At 64.3% G+C, this 16,003-nt stretch carries 15 protein-coding genes and 1 pseudogene; 12 read left to right on the plus strand and 4 right to left on the minus strand.

The features are described 5' to 3' along the window. Positions 1-1,446: 1,446 nt before the first annotated feature. Positions 1,447-3,042, minus strand: a complete 1,596-nt coding sequence (serA, locus tag REH65_RS32875; RefSeq protein ID WP_406690614.1) for a phosphoglycerate dehydrogenase — start codon at positions 3,040-3,042, stop codon at positions 1,447-1,449. Positions 3,043-3,575: 533 nt separating this feature from the next. Here serA and REH65_RS32880 point away from each other — a divergent pair. From REH65_RS32880 to REH65_RS32890, 3 genes are all read left to right on the plus strand, one after another. After that, a complete protein-coding gene (locus REH65_RS32880) occupies positions 3,576-4,217 on the plus strand; it encodes a TVP38/TMEM64 family protein (protein ID WP_406690615.1) in 642 nt (213 codons plus the stop codon). Between the two features lie 127 nt (positions 4,218-4,344). After that, on the plus strand, positions 4,345-5,451 hold the full coding sequence (locus tag REH65_RS32885; RefSeq protein WP_406693286.1) for a HoxN/HupN/NixA family nickel/cobalt transporter: 1,107 nt from the start codon (positions 4,345-4,347) through the stop codon (positions 5,449-5,451). A gap of 680 nt (positions 5,452-6,131) precedes the next feature. Further along, entirely contained in the window at positions 6,132-6,497 is a 366-nt protein-coding gene (locus REH65_RS32890) for a hypothetical protein (protein ID WP_406690616.1), read from the plus strand. A 283-nt stretch (positions 6,498-6,780) separates the two neighbouring features. Here REH65_RS32890 and REH65_RS32895 read toward each other — a convergent pair whose 3' ends face one another. The 3 genes from REH65_RS32895 to REH65_RS32905 form a co-directional block, all read right to left on the minus strand. After that, positions 6,781-7,737 carry a M56 family metallopeptidase gene (locus REH65_RS32895; RefSeq protein WP_406690617.1) on the minus strand — a complete coding sequence of 319 codons (957 nt, stop codon included), beginning with the start codon at positions 7,735-7,737 and terminating at the stop codon, positions 6,781-6,783. Further along, a complete protein-coding gene (locus REH65_RS32900) occupies positions 7,734-8,093 on the minus strand; it encodes a BlaI/MecI/CopY family transcriptional regulator (RefSeq protein ID WP_406690618.1) in 360 nt (119 codons plus the stop codon). Before REH65_RS32900 ends, REH65_RS32895 begins: the two co-directional genes overlap by 4 nt. Before the next feature lie 237 nt (positions 8,094-8,330). After that, positions 8,331-9,065, minus strand: coding sequence for a cytochrome c biogenesis CcdA family protein (locus tag REH65_RS32905; RefSeq protein WP_406690619.1), 735 nt, complete (start codon positions 9,063-9,065; stop codon positions 8,331-8,333). A gap of 155 nt (positions 9,066-9,220) precedes the next feature. On the opposite strand from REH65_RS32905, the gene REH65_RS32910 reads away from it, so the two are divergent. The 9 genes and pseudogenes from REH65_RS32910 to REH65_RS32950 all read left to right on the plus strand — a co-directional run bounded on the left by REH65_RS32910 (position 9,221) and on the right by REH65_RS32950 (position 15,836). Continuing rightward, a complete protein-coding gene (locus REH65_RS32910) occupies positions 9,221-9,949 on the plus strand; it encodes an ATP-binding cassette domain-containing protein (RefSeq protein WP_406690620.1) in 729 nt (242 codons plus the stop codon). After that, a complete protein-coding gene (locus REH65_RS32915) occupies positions 9,946-10,647 on the plus strand; it encodes a heme exporter protein CcmB (protein WP_406690621.1) in 702 nt (233 codons plus the stop codon). The genes REH65_RS32910 and REH65_RS32915 overlap by 4 nt, the downstream gene beginning before the upstream one ends. Then, positions 10,644-11,375, plus strand: a complete 732-nt coding sequence (ccsA, locus tag REH65_RS32920) for a cytochrome c biogenesis protein CcsA (protein WP_406690622.1) — start codon at positions 10,644-10,646, stop codon at positions 11,373-11,375. Before REH65_RS32915 ends, ccsA begins: the two co-directional genes overlap by 4 nt. Then, complete coding sequence (locus REH65_RS32925) at positions 11,368-11,490, plus strand: hypothetical protein (protein ID WP_406690623.1); 123 nt, start codon at positions 11,368-11,370, stop codon at positions 11,488-11,490. Before ccsA ends, REH65_RS32925 begins: the two co-directional genes overlap by 8 nt. Before the next feature lie 162 nt (positions 11,491-11,652). After that, positions 11,653-11,913, plus strand: a pseudogene (locus tag REH65_RS32930) (cytochrome c maturation protein CcmE); the annotation flags it as partial. Further along, entirely contained in the window at positions 11,910-13,886 is a 1,977-nt protein-coding gene (locus REH65_RS32935; RefSeq protein ID WP_406690624.1) for a heme lyase CcmF/NrfE family subunit, read from the plus strand. The pseudogene REH65_RS32930 and the gene REH65_RS32935, both read left to right, overlap by 4 nt. Next, complete coding sequence (locus REH65_RS32940; RefSeq protein WP_406690625.1) at positions 13,883-14,374, plus strand: cytochrome c-type biogenesis protein CcmH; 492 nt, start codon at positions 13,883-13,885, stop codon at positions 14,372-14,374. Before REH65_RS32935 ends, REH65_RS32940 begins: the two co-directional genes overlap by 4 nt. After that, positions 14,371-15,186: a tetratricopeptide repeat protein gene (locus REH65_RS32945; RefSeq protein ID WP_406690626.1), complete on the plus strand. Its 816-nt coding sequence runs from the start codon at positions 14,371-14,373 to the stop codon at positions 15,184-15,186. The genes REH65_RS32940 and REH65_RS32945 overlap by 4 nt, the downstream gene beginning before the upstream one ends. After that, positions 15,183-15,836, plus strand: a complete 654-nt coding sequence (locus REH65_RS32950; protein WP_406690627.1) for a TlpA family protein disulfide reductase — start codon at positions 15,183-15,185, stop codon at positions 15,834-15,836. The genes REH65_RS32945 and REH65_RS32950 overlap by 4 nt, the downstream gene beginning before the upstream one ends. Positions 15,837-16,003 lie beyond the last annotated feature (167 nt).

Below are 16,003 nucleotides of genomic sequence, written 5' to 3' on the forward strand. Positions count from 1 at the left end.
GGGGCGCAACGCGCCTGAAATAGCGCGGGAAAGGTGAACTAGGCGCGCACACGACGGCAGCAATTTGCCTCTGATCGGCAACAATAGAAGTTTCTGTCCGTCGGGCGTTGAATGGACGTTCCCGTCCAGGTGAAACCGCTGCAGGAGGCATAACGAGCCTCAGCGATAATGAGTGCTATGAATCAATTCGCTTGCGGTTCATCTGGGCGAGGCCACTTGTTCACCTCAGGTTCGCGAGATGCACGCAAAAGAAAGGAACGAAGCCCCGGCTGATCTCCACGGTGGTTTTGTCGCCCATAGACGAAGGTACGCTCGCCAATGCTGCCGAAACAGGAACGGCTCTGCGGCCACCACGGCCAAGGCCAGCGCCAGGGACAAAAAGGCCAGGTAGACGCTGTCGTTGGTCAGCGACCTGCTGGGCGCCAGGGGGCTGTAATCCGATCCAGTGTCACAGTACGGACCGCCGTGTTTGGGTCCATTGTGATCTGTGGATACGAAGGTGTTGTTGGATGCGGACTCCGCGTCGTTCGCGTGTCCGTTGCTGTCGTTGTGCTCAGTGCCAGCCGAAACTGATTTCGACATCGTGGCCGCGTGGCCGGGCAGTCCATGGGCCGGGAGAAGTGCAAATGGGACGATGAGGAAGCCCAGCAGCAGGGGAAGTGCGAGTAACTTCCCCCAGCTCTTTTGCCGCGCAATAAGGCTCCTCATGGTCGCAACACTAGAGATGTCGGCGGAAGCTGTCGAACCCGTATGTCATCTCTCACACCACTTGTTTTCGTTGTGCTGGACCTCGCCGCAAGTCTCTTCACGTCGACCCCGACGAGTCAAATGCAACCGGCAACGCCTCCTCCACATAAAGGAAGAAGGAAACTATATACTACCTAGAGTAGTAGGCCGTGTGATGGCGACTCCATCGGGGTGTGGCGCGGCTGTGGCCTGGCCTTTATCCGTGGAGTGTTCAGTCCTGTTCGCTCCGTGATGCGGACTGTTTGCAAGAGGGCAGGGTCCGGCTGGGATCAGGCGGCAAGTCGCAGGTTCCAGATACCGAAGGCGGCGAAAATTGCAGCGACCGAACCACGCGCCAACGCCGAGATGGACGGGCCGTTCGAGTCCCTAGTTGTCCGCCAGGATTCGACTTGGAGGCCGTTTTTGCTGGTCGACGTCGCGCTCGAATCGCGCACAACTCTCAGCCTCCAAATTTCCTGAACAGAATCTCCAACATGGCTCGAGATACAGCCCACCGGCAGCGTGCTCGGCGATTGTTGCTGAGGCTCACCGATGTGGAATCCTGAATTCCGATTGGAACGAAAGAGGGCACGGACCCTCTCGTCTGACGCATCATCAGAGGATCCGTGCCCTTGGGGGCGGCGAGCCTGGGGGGAGAGGGCTCGCCGTTCTTTAACTGTGTCACATAGTCGATGTTTGTGGCAAAGCCCCTCCTCTGTGTTAGAAGAGGCTGACGGTGCGCACGATGCGCGCGCCCACGGCGGCGCCGATCGGCTCCAGCACGCCCTGCTCGACCGGACGGTCCACGCGCAGCAGCATGATCGCCTCGGAGCGCTCGGTGGTCTGGCTGACCGTGGCGGCCTCGATGTTCACGCCGACCTCGCCCAGCAGCGTGCCGACCTTGCCCATCACGCCCGGGCGGTCCGGGTACTCCAGCAGCAGCACGTTGCCCTCGGCCCGCAGGTCGAAGTGACGGCCGTTGACCTCGATCAGCTTCTCGACCTGGTTGGCACCCGACAGGGCACCGGAGACGACCGCGGTGGTGCCGTCGGCCATGTGCGCGCGCAGCGACACGACGCTGCGGTGGTTCGGGCTCTCCGAGGTCGTCTTGATCTCGACCTGAACGCCCAGCTCCTCGGCCAGCTGCGGAGCGTTGACGAAGGTCACCTGGCTCTCGACCGCACCGGAGAACACGCCGCGCAGCGCTGCCAGCTGCAGCACCGAGATGTCCTCGTCGGCGAGCTCGCCGCGGGCCTCGATGGTCACCGAGCTCGGGGTGCCGCCCTGCAGCGCGGACAGCAGCTGGCCCAGCTTCTGGGTCAGCGACAGGTACGGGCGGACCTCTTCACCGACCGCACCGCCCTGGACGTTGACCGCGTCCGGGACGAAGTCGCCGCGCAGCGCCAGCCGGACGGACTTGGCCACGTCGGTGCCGGCGCGGTCCTGGGCCTCGGTGGTGGAGGCGCCCAGGTGCGGGGTCACCACGACGTTGTCCAGGGAGAACAGCGGGCTGTCGGTGATCGGCTCGGACTTGAACACGTCGATGCCTGCGCCGGCGATGGTGCCGTTGCGCAGCGCGTCCGCCAGCGCGTCCTCGTCGACCAGGCCACCGCGAGCGGCGTTGATGATGATCAGGTTCGGCTTGGCCTTCTTGAGCTCCTCGGCACCGATCAGGCCCAGGGTCTCAGCGGTCTTGGGGAGGTGGATCGACAGCGCGTCGGCGCGGCTGAGCAGCTCCTCCAGCGAGACCAGCTCGATGCCCAGCTGCGCGGCGCGGGCCGGCGACACGTAGGGGTCGTAGGCGATGAGCTTGGTGCCGAAGGCGGCGACGCGGGCGGCGAACAGCTGCCCGATCTTGCCCAGGCCGACGACACCGACGGTCTTGCCGTTGAGCTCGACACCGCCGTAGGAGCTGCGCTTCCAGGCGCCGCCCTTCAGGCTCGCGTCGGCCTGCGGCACGTTGCGGACCACCGACAGCAGCAGCGCCATGGCGTGCTCGGCGGCGGAGACGATGTTGGAGGTGGGGGCGTTGACCACCATCACGCCGCGCTCGGTGGCGGCGGGCACCTCGACGTTGTCGAGACCGACGCCCGCGCGGGCGACGACCTTGAGGTTCTTGGCCGCCGACAGGACCTCGGCATCGACCTTGGTGGCGGAACGGACCAGCAGCGCATCGGCGTCGGCGACAGCGTCGAGCAGCGCCGGACGGTCGGTGCCGTCCACGTTGCGGATCTCGACCTCTTCGCCGAGGGCGTCGATCACGGACGGGGCCAACTTCTCGGCGAGAAGAACGACAGGACGGCTTGCGTTGGTCACGGGCGAACTCCAGCTTTCGGTCTCAGTGCCAAGGACTTGTCACGCCCGAGCGTACTTGGCACGAGCCAGACCATCTACTATGCATGCTAGTAGAGTTGAGGGGTCTCGGCGGCGTGTTCCCGATTTCGGGATTGCCCCAGTAGTGCTGGTGGAGATCGATTTTTCGCGGAAGCGGAAGTCCGTAGTGGACCGACCGCAGGCGGTTGCGCTGAGGTTCGCATGCCCGCTGCTTCGGCTGCTGCCGCTGCGATCCAGGGGAATGGCACGCGGGATCACTGGGATCGTACTGTTCGGCGGACTAAGCACCAGGCGCATCGGCGGCAGGGTTTGGTTGGGCAGGCGAACGCCGAAGCAGGTCGCGTACATCCACCTAGTGCAAAGCTAAGCTGGGTACTAGGTAATCTAGTAACTTCAAACGTGAGGGGAAGCTGTTGCGTCGGATCGGCTTGTGGCTGACCCGCCCACGGGTGTGGGCACGCCGACCGATGGTGCGGCTCGCCCTCCTTGGGGTGCTTCTCCTTGCAGCAGGTGCAGTGGCTCTGTGGATGCGCCCGGCTGCGCCATTGTTGAACGTTGAGCACTGGCGTAGTGGCGGTGATGTCTGGACGCCGCTGCTCTTCGTGCTGTTCTTCGGAGTGGCTGCGCTGCTGTTCGTGCCCAGGCCCGCCCTCGCTGCCGTTGCCGGAGTCGTGTTCGATCTACCGGTGGCGCTGCCCGTTGTGGTGGCCGGCACGGTGTTCGGGGCAGGTGTGGCCTTCGGCCTGGCTCGGATGCTCGGACGGGATGCTGTCGCGCCGCGATTGAACAAGGGCCGTTTGGAGACCCTGGATTCGTTGTTCGCCAGACGCGGATTCACAGCGACCGTGGTGTGTCGACTGCTTCCTCTCTTGCCATATGCGGTGATCAATTATGGCGCTGGAGTCACCCGAGTCCGATCGATGGCGTTCCTCGCGGGTACGGCGGTGGGTACGCTGCCGGCGAATATCGCCTACGTCACGGTCGGTGGGGCCCTTGTCGGCGTCACTGCGTCAAATTTGGTGATCTGGCTAGGTGCGGTCGTTGCTGTGATCGCTGTTGTCGCACTCGCATGGTTCGGGCGACGACGTCTGCTGTCCGCTGCGTCGATGCCTGCCGAAGAGTCTTTTCAGGCTGACGTTTCATCCCGTCATAGCTGATCTGCGACTCGCCCGTCACCTAGTTCGCACGTTTGTTCCCCTTTGTTGTTGCAGCACTCTTGCATTAGCCTACGAGCATCAGTAGTAGCGGTGGGTGTTCGAAGGGGTCGGCGTGGCTGGCATCGAGATGGGCGAAACGACAAAGACCAGGTGGGCCACCCTCGGCCCCGGTGAACGCCGCAGCCTCTTCGGCATGGCGGCGTTCATCGTGCTCCTGCACGTCGTGGGCTGGGGTGTGCTGCTCGGCCTGGTGGTGCCGAATCAGTACGCCCTCGGTAGCCAGGTCTTCGGAGTGGGGCTGGGTATCACCGCGTACATGCTGGGCATGCGCCACGCCTTCGACGCCGATCACATCGCGGCCATCGACAACACCACGCGCAAGCTGATGGAGGAGCGTCGGAGGCCGCTGTCGGTCGGTTTCTGGTTCTCGCTCGGTCATTCGTCCGTCGTATTCCTCCTGTGCCTGCTGATCAGCTTCGGCGTGAAGGCGCTCGCACGCCAGGTCGAAGACGACGGATCCAGCCTCCAGCAGCTCACCGGGGTCATCGGTACCCTGGTGTCCGGTGTGTTCCTCGTGCTGATCGCGTTGCTGAACATGGTCGTGCTCGTCGGCATCCTGGGAGTGTTCCGGCGGATGCGCCAGGGGGAGTGGGACGAGGCGGAGCTGGAGCGCCAGCTGAACAATCGCGGCTTCTTCAACCGCATCTTGGGGCGGGTGTTCCGTGCGATCACCAAGCCGTGGCAGATGTACCCGGTCGGCTTCCTCTTCGGGCTCGGATTCGACACTGCCACCGAGATTTCGCTGCTGGTGCTTGCCGGTGGAGCCGCCGCGGTCAGCCTCCCCTGGTACGCCATTCTTTGCCTGCCCGTGCTCTTCGCAGCCGGGATGAGCCTTCTCGACGCTGCAGACGGGGTCTTCATGAGCTACGCCTACGGCTGGGCGCTGTCGAACCCCATCCGCAAGATCTACTACAACATCGTCGTCACCGGCCTCTCCGTCCTGGTGGCGGTCCTCATCGGTGGCATCGAGCTGATCGGGTTGTTAGCCGAAAAGCTGGAGATCACCACCGGACCGCTGGCCTGGATCGGTTCCATCGAACTCGACTCGGTCGGTTACGCCTTGGTCGCTCTGTTCGTGGTCACTTGGCTGATCGCGATCGCAGTGTGGCGATGGGGGCGCCTGGAGGAGCGATGGTCAAGCGGGCTCGCGGCGAAGTCTTCGACAGAATCGTGAGCGACGGATGCCCAGTGCAGGAATATGGGAGCGGGCCCAGCGTGCCGGGTGGGAGGCTGGGCTGGGTCCGCTCCTAGCGTCGGTGGCTGGGGACCTCCGAACAAGAGAACTATGGAATATAGTACCGCCTCGCCGCAAGGACGATTTTCTTCTTGGGCTTGAGGTTTCTCCCCAATGCTCGACCGCGGTCGCGGAAGGGTTCGATCGGGGAGTCGAACGAACCAGATGGCCGTTCTCACGCTCGGTGAACGCGGCGTCTCCGTGGGCAACGTGATGACGCGGGGGCTGTGAAGAGTCGTGGCGCTGCTTCGGTCGTGAGCGTTATGCGCAGATTCCCGCTCCGTTGGTGGACGCGGTGTGGGCCTGCTTACCTTCGAGCGTTCCGGTTAGCCGTGACCCGCGTATCAACCTGATCGCCATGTGGTCTCGTCGTAGCGTGCTAGTCTACTAGATGCAATAGTAATTATGCGCGTATGTTTGGGTGCATGCTCGGCGAAAGTGGTGCAGAGATGACCGTTCGGGACGGGCGCGGCCTAGCTGTTGATCAGAACGGCTATGTTCCTGCGACGTCCGGCAGCGGACATCCTGTTGTCGCGGCGTGTGCTACGCGGGAGGCTCCGCTCACGCGACGCCTGGCTTGGGCAGTAGTGGCGGGGCTCGGAAGTGCTGTGGCCGTAGGCGTGCCTACCGACGTGCTCAACACCCCTTGGTTCACCCGGATGACTCCCGTTCGATGGTGGGAATTGCCGGTGCTGGTGGCGACGGCACTGCTCACCGGCGCGTGGATCGCCGTCGGGCGATCCGGAAGCCGGCGTCGCAAAGCGAGCGTGTTCGGGTCCAACGCCTTGAGCATCCTTGCCGTCGGTTGTCCTGTCTGCAACAAGATTGTCGTGTGGCTGCTCGGCGTGTCCGGCTCACTTGCGATCTGGGCGCCGTTGCAGCCCGTTCTCGCGGTCGGATCTTTGATGCTTCTTGCAAGCGCGGTACTCGTACGCCTGGTGCAGCGTCGTTCTGAGAAACGCGAAATGCGATCTCTGATGGTCTGATCGTCAGGAGCATTGCGTTCCCGGCGCCGGTGACGCCTGTGTCCGCACTTCTCATCAATGGGCGGCTTGAGACTGCTTCGGCGAGTAGCGCAGCCGTGCATCCGACCCGGCAGCCACCACATGACCACCACAGATTGCTGAGGGTGTTCCCTGTTGGAGCCGATGGAGAGGGGCTCCTTGCTGGTTGGCATGGGGGAGCGGTGCCGAAGTCGCGATCAACCTCGTCGAGGGTACGTTGCCCGGGGTGGAGTCTGCGGAAGGCAAAGGCAGCGACCAATACCCGCTACAACGGGCAGGTCAGGATACCGATCACGGTCAAACTGCCGATGCCGGCCATAGCAGGGGCAGACGCGGCCATGAGACCTGCGGTACCGGAGAGAAGCAGGCGCTTCGCAACCGTAGCGCCCTCGGGCAGCTCACCGAGATGATCCAACCGGAGCGCTACGCAGCTATCGGTCATTCCGAGGGCGTGCTGGGGTGTATCCGGCCCGCCCATCGCGGACATCATGCGCAGGGCTGACTGCACGGCACCGGGACCGTGTTTCCGGGCAGCGGCGCGGTCGGCGGCAAGTTCCACTGCGGTGCGCACCAACTCGGGTGAGCGTCGAGTCAGAGGGATCCAGGGCACCGACTTCGCCAGGGCTTCGGCGAGACCCACCAGTAGGTGGTGGCGGCCGCGAAGATGAGCACGTTCGTGCTCGAGCACCGCCGCTGCATCGATCTCCGCGAGTTCGTTGCGGACACCTTCGGTCGCCACGACGAAGGACGGGCTTCCCGCCACGCTGTACGCCAGCGGCTTCGAATGGGGCAACCACATCGTGATGAACGGGCCTTGTTCGCAGTTCGCGATGCCTCTGAGCAACTGCAGGTGCTTGTGGTGCAGTTTTCGCTGGTGTCGCCCGTACCGCAGCAGGCCGACGCCGGTCTGGACAGCGGTAAGAAGAAGCGCCCCGATCAGAGCCAACGCTGCGATTTCGTGGAACCGCGGCACCGCGCCGTGGCGGACGGCGAGCCAGCAGTGGTGAACGAGCTGGACGAGTAGCGGCGTCGGCCCAGAAGTGGGCAGCAGAACGACTGTCAACGTGGCGATCATCGTCAGGAACGTCGCAACGACCAGAACGATCCACGTCACCAGTACCGCTTGCGGATCGGTCTTGTGCCGAATCATGCGGTCCAAGAAGGCTGGACCGCTACCGGCGACCGCGACGACGCCGACGAGAAGAGCGAGCGCCAGGATCATTGCTTCGGCCGACGCCTCAGGCCGCGCCGCAGGGCTGCGGACTCGTCCTCCGACGTCGACTTAGCGAAGTGCAGCAGAACCGCTTCCGGGTTGCCGCTGGAGTCCAGCATTTCACGCAACGCTCGAGTCGCCGCTTCTTCGCGTGAGGCGGTCGGGGCGTAGTGGTAGGCACGGTTGTGCATCTCACGCTTGACCCAGCCCTTGCGGTGCAAGTTGTCCATCACCGTCATGACCGTCGTGTACGCGAGGTTGCGAGTCTCGTTGAGTTCGATCAACATCTCGCGAACCGACATCGGGCCGTACGCGCGCCACAGCACGTCCATCACGGTACCTTCGAGCTCACCCAGACCTTGCATTTCACCTCCCGCTTGTGGAACTAGGATACGGCGTCGCACCAGGTCTGGGAACGAGGCCCGCCTGAAGTCCTTCACGGTCGGGACAAGCACAGCACGCCGAGCTGGCCGTACTAGATGTGCCACGCGGGTTGATGTGTTCCATCAACTCCCACGGGCCTATGGCCGCAGCCTGCCCGCTGGCGCGATCTATGTGAAGGGTGTTCATAGCGGTCAGACTGAACAGCTGATGGAACGCGGTCAGATCGGTGGCCAGCCCAGACGTGAGTAGAGGCCGAGTACTCCGCTCATCAGCGCGGTCCAGCCGCCGGTCATCACGGCGATGCCCATCGCTGCGAGCAAGATCCCACCGGCGATTTCGATCCTCCTGGTGTTGCGGCGGAGCCAAGCGAGCCTGCCTTTGCCGCGTGCGATCCCAATCGCGAGCAAGATGAAGGGTGCCCCGAGCCCAGCGGAGTACGCCACGAGAAGCGCAACGCCCTTGGTGATCGTGGCCGTTCCGGCAGCTGCGGCAAGGATCGACGCCAAGACGGGGCCCACGCAGGGGGTCCAGCTGAAGGCGAAGGCCGCGCCCAGCGGGAGCGCGGCGGCTGGGCCGCGGCCGAAGCGGGTCAGATCCGTCCGGAGTTGACGTTGCAGCCAGCCGATGCGCACTAGGCCGATCATCATCAGCGCCATGAGCACGATCAGGCCACCAGCGGCGATTTCCAGCGCGCGTGCGTGACGGGATAGCAGGGACCCGAGTGCGGAGGCCGTCGCCCCGAGCGCGGTGAACACTGCGGAGAATCCCAGCGTGAACAGTAGCGCGCCGGATACCGTCCGTCGACGGTCTCGCTTTGGCCGCTGTTGAGCTTCGTCGGACGACAGTCCCGCGACGTAGGAGACGTACCCCGGTAACAGCGGGAGCGTGCAGGGCGAACTGAACGAAACCACGCCGGCGACGACGGCCAGTGACATCAACGCGAACAGTTCCACCGTTCAGTCCTCGTCCGATTCCGTGAATCGTGCTGCCTCGGGCATACAGCCAGATCCCCCGTCGTGTAGCGGTTCGAGCAACAGGTACCTTACTAGTGGCAGTAGTACTAGCTGACGTGGTGCCCTACTGCAGGCGGCGTCGGACGGAGGTAGAGATGCAGGTTCGCGCCCGGGAGGAGGATCATCCGACCGAACTGGACGACGACTCCGGTCCGGCGCGAAACGCTGCTGTCGTCGACCTGGAGAGGGTCTCGGTCGATGTGGAGCGGACTTCTGTTCTCCGGGGTCTCAGCCTCGAGGTACTTGCAGGAGAGTGCCTGGGAGTGGTGGGAGCGAACGGCTCCGGCAAGAGCACTCTGCTGTCGGTCATCGCGACGCTGCGACCGATCAACGCCGGAAGTGGCACCGTCCTGGGCGTACCGCTGGGAAGCCTTGCGGTACGCGATGTTCGACGCCGAATCAGCCTCGTGGGTCACGTGCCAGCGCTGTACCCGCAGTTGACGCTGCGTGAGAACCTCCGGTTCGTCGGACGCCTCCTCGGTCGTAGCGATGCGCTGGTCGACGAGGCCCTTGGGGAGGTTGGTTTGGCGCGCGCGGCGCATAGGACCGCCGACCGGTGCTCGCAGGGCATGCTGCGCCGCGCCGATCTGGCGCGTGTGCTGCTTACCGAACCTGACCTGCTGCTTCTCGACGAGGTCTACTCGGGTCTTGACGTCACTGCGACTGGTCTCGTGGACGGTTTGATCAGCGAGGTGCGGCGCCGCGCTGGCGCGGCCGTGGTCGTCTCGCATGACATGCATCGACTAGATGCCGTTGCTGACCGCACTGTGCGCGTTGTCCGTGGAAGCACGCTTCCCGCGACGAGCTTGGAGCGTCCTGGATGACCGGCGGGAAAACGAAGTTGTTACCAGTTGCGGACTCTGGCGACTTCCGACAATTCCTCGAGATCGCGCTCAAGGATCTTCGGCTGGAAATGCGGGCCAGGGAGGTCGGGCTAGTCATCGCACCGTTCGGTGCGGTGTCGTTGTTGTTGATCCCGATGGCGATTGACACGAACACCCCGCTGCTGCGCCAACTCGGCCCAGGTTTGTACTGGGTTGTCGTTCTCCTCTTCGGGGTGTTGGTCACGTTCCGCGACACGGCTGTCGAGAGGCCCGAACAGCTGGCAGTGCTGCGGCTGTGCGGTGTGGATCCGGCAGTCCGGCTGGCCGGGCGTGCGTTGGCCAACGCTGTGTTGTTGCTGCTTTTCGAGCTGCTGCTCGCGCCGGTCGCGATCGCGCTGTACAGCCCGGAGCTGACCGGCTGGGCTTGGATGCTGGTCCCCGTGGTGTTGGTGGCGGGCGGGCTGAGCTTGCTCGGAACGCTGGCGAACACCCTTGCGCGGGGCTTGGCCGGGCGGACCGCGTTGGGCCCATTGCTGGTCGTTCCTCTTGCCGTGCCGATGCTGTTGGCCGCGACTCAGATCGTGCGCAGCGTTGACTTGGGACGAGCCTGGCCATGGGTGTTGCTGATCGCGATCGTGGATGTCGTCGTGGCGTTGGGTGTTCTGCTGACTGCGGACTATCTGGAGGAGATGGCATGAAGCCATTCGGTCGGACTCTGCCCATCGTGTCCGGGGTCGCGTTGGTGATCGCCTTGGCTGCTGCCTTCGTCGCTCCTCCGGACCAGTTGCAGGGGAATCTGCAGCGGTTGATGTACGTGCATGTTCCGGCGGCGTGGATCGCGTACCTGAGCTTTGCGGTGACCTTGGTCGGCAGCGTTGTGTGGTTGTGGCGCAGGGACGTCCGTTACGACCGGTTGGCTGCCGCAAGTGCCGAGGCCGGTGTGTTCTTCACCGGCCTGGCTCTGGTGCTCGGATCTGTGTGGGGCAAGCCGGTGTGGGGAGTCTGGTGGGTTTGGGACCCGCGACTCGTGACCACTGCGGTGATGTTCTTCGTGTACCTGGGGTACCTCGCCTTGCGACGCGCCACCCTCGATCCGATCGCCCGCGCCCGCAGGTCGGCGGTGTTCGGGATCGTCGCGTTCGTCCAGGTCCCGATCGTGCACATGTCGGTGATCTGGTGGCGGACACTCCACCAGCCGCCCACGGTGCTTAAACCCGGTGATCCCAGCATCGACCACACGATGCTTCTGGCGTTGGTCGCCAATGTTCTGGTGTTCACGCTGCTGTACGCGGTCGCAGTCCGCGCACGCATCCGCGTCTCGGTGCTCGAGGACGCAGTCCAGGAACGGATGGCCAGTGCAGACCCGGCACTCGCAGGAGATGCAGTTGTCGCTCCCCGTCTGAAAGGTTCGGAAGTCGATGTCTGAGTGGATGTGGGTTGCACTGGGCTACAGCATCGCATATGGCGCGCTCGCGGTGTATTTCGCGGCAATGCACCACAGGTGGCGTGCCGTCGAGCGCAAGAACAAGGAAGTGTCGTGAAACGCTACCGGCTCCTCGTGATCTCCCTCGCCGGCTTGCTGCTGACGTTGGTCGGGCTGCTCACCTTTGGGAATCTCAACCAGAACCTGGTCTACTACCTGACCGACGGAAGCGGTCGCCAAGAGAGCGGAATTTCCCGACGGGCGCAGATTTCAGCTCGGCGGCTTCGTTCGGGAGGGCAGCGTGGCTCGCACCCCCCAGGGCATCGAGTTCACAGTGGCATCTCAGAGTGCTGGCGGGGGCGAGGAAATTCACGTCATCCACAACGGGGCGCCGGCGCAGCTGTTCCGTGCGGGAATTGGTGTCGTGCTGGAAGGTTCTTGGCAGGCAGCCGGATTCGTGTCGGACTCCATGATCGTCAAGCACGATGAGAACTACAAGCCACCCAAGTCCGAACAGAACGCGGGGAGTGATGCTCGATGAACAGTGTCCTGCCTGCCGTCGGCTGGGTGGGGGCGTTCCTCGGCGTGGCGGCCTCGCTCTCTCTGGCCCTGCAGGGCTTTCGCGCCCAGTACCGCCCGGCTTCCGTCCGGCGTGGACAGCTGAGCGTCCCGGTGTGGTGCATGGTCGGTGGTGGAACGTTCTCCATGGCAGCACTGGAGATCGCGCTCCTGACGGACGACTTCTCGATGTCCTACGTCGCGGAGACGCACTCCCGGACGAGCTCGCTGCTGTTCACGATCACCACGGCCTGGTCAGCGCTGGGTGGCAGCCTCGTGTTGTGGACGCTCATACTCGCCGGATACACGGCGGCCGTGCTGCGTGGAGTGCGCGACACCGAGGATCGACTCGGTACTGGGGCCCTCGGGGTGATGGGCGTGGTCTCGGCGTTCTTCTTCGGGCTTGTGGCGACCGTTGCGAATCCCTTCAAGATCGTGGAAAAGCCTCCTGCAGACGGACCGGGCCCCAACCCGCTGCTCCAGGACCACATCCTCGTCGCATTCCACCCACCTGCTCTGTACTTGGGCTACGTCGGGTTCACGGTCCCGTTCGCGTTCGCGATCTCGGCCCTGTTGCTGAAGCGAGGTGGAGTCGAGTGGTTGCAGCGGACTCGCCGCGCCAATCTGGTCGCCTGGAGTTTCCTCACCGTCGGACTCGTCATCGGGGCCTGGTGGTCCTACGAGGTGCTGGGCTGGGGTGGCTACTGGGCGTGGGATCCCGTGGAGAACGCCGCGTTGATCCCTTGGCTGGTCGCGACTGCGTTTCTGCATTCCGCTGTTGTGCAGGTCAAGCGCGGCATGCTGCAAGCCTGGAACTTCGTGCTGGTGTTGGCGACGTTCGCCTTAACGATCCTCGGGACCTTCCTGACCCGGTCCGGCGTGGTTTCCTCGGTCCACGCCTTTTCGGAGTCCAGCATCGGGCCGGCATTCCTGACCTTCTTCGCGGTCGTCCTGGGAGGCGGGTTCGCCCTGTTCGCCTTCCGCGGGGAGCGCCTCGCTTCCGGTGCGCGTCCCGAGTCACTGGCGAGCCGCGAGGGAATTTTCCTGGTCAACAACCTCTTGTTGACCTTGTTCGCATTCGTCGTGCTGACCGGCACCGTTTACCCCATCCTCGTGGAGGGGATCACAGGTAGCCAGGTGTCGGTGGGCCGTCCGTTCTTCGACCGCATGGCGGTGCCGTTGTCCTTCGCGCTGCTCTTGGCGATGGGGGTTGGTCCGTTCATCCCCTACCGCAAGGCGACCGGGCAGCTCATCTGGAGACGCCTGCGGTGGCCTCTGTTGGCGGCCAGCGCCAGCGCAGCTGCGCTTGTTCTGGCTGGGGTCCGGGTTACCAGCGTGGTTGCCGTGTGCGCGATCGCGGTCGCCATGGTGGTCGGCACCGTCCAACAGCTGGTGACTGCCGCACCAAGTCTTCGGCCGTTGGCTGTGTTCCGTCTTTTGCGCGGACAACGCGGGTACTGGGGCGGCCAGCTCGCGCATCTTGGAGTGGCGCTCGTCGCTGTGATCATCGCCGTTTCTGGGTCGATGGCCGAGCGTTCGACGGTGACCCTGGAGCGTGGGCAATCGGCTGAGTTCGCCGGATACCAGGTGACCTTCGACGGTGTACGTGAGGTTCGTGAGCCGGGACGGGCGATCACGGTCGCTGACATCAGGATCAGCGATGACGGAGGAGTGCTGCAGGTGGCAACGCCCCGCATGAGCTCCTTCCGCGGTCAGGCCCAGGCCGTGGCAGCCCCCTCGGTGTGGTCGACGTCGACCCAGGACATCTACGTCGCGTTGGCTCAGTTCAACCCGGACCGGGTCACGATCAACCTCTACCGCTATCCGCTCATGGTGTGGATGTGGCTGGGCGGCTCACTTATCGCTGCTGGGGGGTTTTGGGCGTTGAGCGGACGCCGGCGCGCTCGTGCACGGCTGCTGGATGCGAGTCCTGAACCACCTGTCGGGGCGAGGTGATCGAACTGCGAAACCGATACATCCAAGCCCTGATCGGCGGTGCGATCCTCGCGCTGCTGGCCATCACCATCATCGGACTGATGACCGGCGGACCCGCCCAATCCGACCGCGCGTACGAGCTCGAACAGAAGTTGCGCTGCCCGGTGTGCAAGAGCGTTTCCGTTGCGGAGTCCATGTCGGATACCGCCCAGTCGATGCGGCGCGTGGTTCAGGAACAGGTCGCCGCCGGACGCAGTGACCAGGAGATCATCGACTACTTCCGGGCTCGGTACGGGGACTGGGTCGTGCTGGAGCCGCCAGCCAGTGGAAACACTCTTCTGGTGTGGGCGATCCCGGCCGTCATCGGGGTGGTGGGGGCGCTGGTGGTGGTGACTCGGACTCGTCCGTCCTCGATGGCGGCTGCCGAGCTCACAGACGAGGACCGTCAGCGTGTAGAAGCAGCCCTTCAGGAATTCCCCGCAGGCGCTAAGAGAGACGACGAGCCGTGACTGCCGACCTGACAGAACTGGAACAACGACGGGACCAGGCCCTGGGTGACCTGCGGGGCTTGGATCAGCAGGTCACGCTGGGAGAAATCCCCCAGGACGAAGCCGACCTGCTACGCGTCCAGTACCAGCGGCGGGCGGCAGAGGCGATCAGGCAACTGGAGAATCAGCCTTCAGCAACATCAAGCGTGAGCCGACCGAAACGGTCGCGGGGCTGGTTGCTCCTGTACGTCGCAGCTGGGGTGGTGGCCGTGTTCGCGGTCGCTGTGCTTTTGCCGAGTTACGTCGGTACCCGCCCGCAGAACGGCTACGTGACGGGCAACGAGGCGCTCACCCCACCCCCGGGTGGTGCTGCGCAGTCCGGGATGCCTCCGCGTGATCTGTCCAGGGTGACAAACGACGAGATGGAAGCCGTGATCGCGCAGAACCCCGAGGTCGTGGGCATGCGGTTGGCACTCGCCAAGCGCTACCTCGCAGAGGAGAACTTCGACAAGGCATCCGTACACCTCGGCACCGCCATCAAGCAGCAGCCTGAGAACCCTGAGGTGCAGGCCTGGTCGGGTTGGCTGTTGTTCAAGATCGGCAAACCGGCTGAGGCGGGGCGCTTCATCGACAAGGCGCTTGCCATCGACTCGTCCTCCGTGTCCGCGGCCTGGTTCAAGGCCAATAGCGCCGTCGCGGGTGGAGGTTCTGCGCAGGCGCACGAGATCCTGCGGCAACTCCAGAAACGCTCGGATCTTCCGCCGGAGTTGCGGCAGCAGGTCGACGAGATGCTGCGGCAAGTATCGGCGACAGCTGGGGAGGGAGGATCGTGACCCGGACCAGCCCCGCGCACGAGCCAGCCGAAAAGCCGCACCGCTGGACTGCCTGGCGCATAGCGAGGTGGAGCACTCTTCTTGTCACCGTGTTGGCCATCGGGATCGGGGCGGTGTTCGGGGCCCAGCTGGGCAAGGATCCCACGCTCGTGGACAGCCCGTTGATCGGCAAGCCAGCGCCGAACCAGCGAGTGCCAGAGCTGGAGGGCACGGGTTCGCTCTCTCTGAACGACTTGCGCGGGCAGATCGTCGTGGTCAACTTCTGGGCCTCGTGGTGCGTCCCGTGCCGGGAGGAGCATGCCGTCCTGACCTCGGCTGCCACCAACTACAAGCAGGCGGGCGTGACGTTCGTCGGTGTCAACTACCAGGACCGGCGCGACTCCGCGATTTCGTTCCTCGACGAGCTCGGGCGGGGTGACGGCTACCGGTACGTCACGGACCCGGACTCGAAGCTGGCTCTGGAGTTCGGTGTATTCGGCGTACCGGAGACCTTCTTCATCGACCAGAACGGAAAGATCGTGGGGAAGATTACCGGACCCGCTACGTACCCCGTGCTGTCCGCTGCGCTCGATGAGATGCGCGCCGGGCGCCAACCCGGCGCCCGTGTTCAGGGCACCGTCCAGCCCGCGCCAGGTCAGTCGCCCACGTGATTTCGCGCTGGTACGCCGCTGCGTTTCGGCTAGTGCGAACTTGGCTCTAGCCCGGGCAGCCTCGCTGGTCCTCGGAGTGTCTGGAAGTCGGCTTGTCCCTGCTCGACAGCCTCATCTGCTGTCTTGGGAAGCATACGATTGAGCATAGTACTGTTGGGGCCGGGCCT

Source organism: Saccharopolyspora sp. ID03-671, assembly GCF_045278815.1.
GTDB classification, from domain to species: domain Bacteria; phylum Actinomycetota; class Actinomycetes; order Mycobacteriales; family Pseudonocardiaceae; genus Saccharopolyspora; species Saccharopolyspora ipomoeae.

Bases quoted from the DNA above. Each gene is read 5' to 3' on its own strand.
- ccsA (WP_406690622.1), top strand. From the start codon at position 10,644: ATGAAGCCATTCGGTCGGACTCTGCCCATCGTGTCCGGGGTCGCGTTG.
- REH65_RS32910 (WP_406690620.1), top strand. From the start codon at position 9,221: ATGCAGGTTCGCGCCCGGGAGGAGGATCATCCGACCGAACTGGACGAC.
- REH65_RS32915 (WP_406690621.1), top strand. From the start codon at position 9,946: ATGACCGGCGGGAAAACGAAGTTGTTACCAGTTGCGGACTCTGGCGAC.
- REH65_RS32935 (WP_406690624.1), top strand. From the start codon at position 11,910: ATGAACAGTGTCCTGCCTGCCGTCGGCTGGGTGGGGGCGTTCCTCGGC.
- REH65_RS32900 (WP_406690618.1), bottom strand. From the start codon at position 8,093: ATGCAAGGTCTGGGTGAGCTCGAAGGTACCGTGATGGACGTGCTGTGG.
- REH65_RS32885 (WP_406693286.1), top strand. From the start codon at position 4,345: ATGGGCGAAACGACAAAGACCAGGTGGGCCACCCTCGGCCCCGGTGAA.
- REH65_RS32895 (WP_406690617.1), bottom strand. From the start codon at position 7,737: ATGATCCTGGCGCTCGCTCTTCTCGTCGGCGTCGTCGCGGTCGCCGGT.
- REH65_RS32925 (WP_406690623.1), top strand. From the start codon at position 11,368: ATGTCTGAGTGGATGTGGGTTGCACTGGGCTACAGCATCGCATATGGC.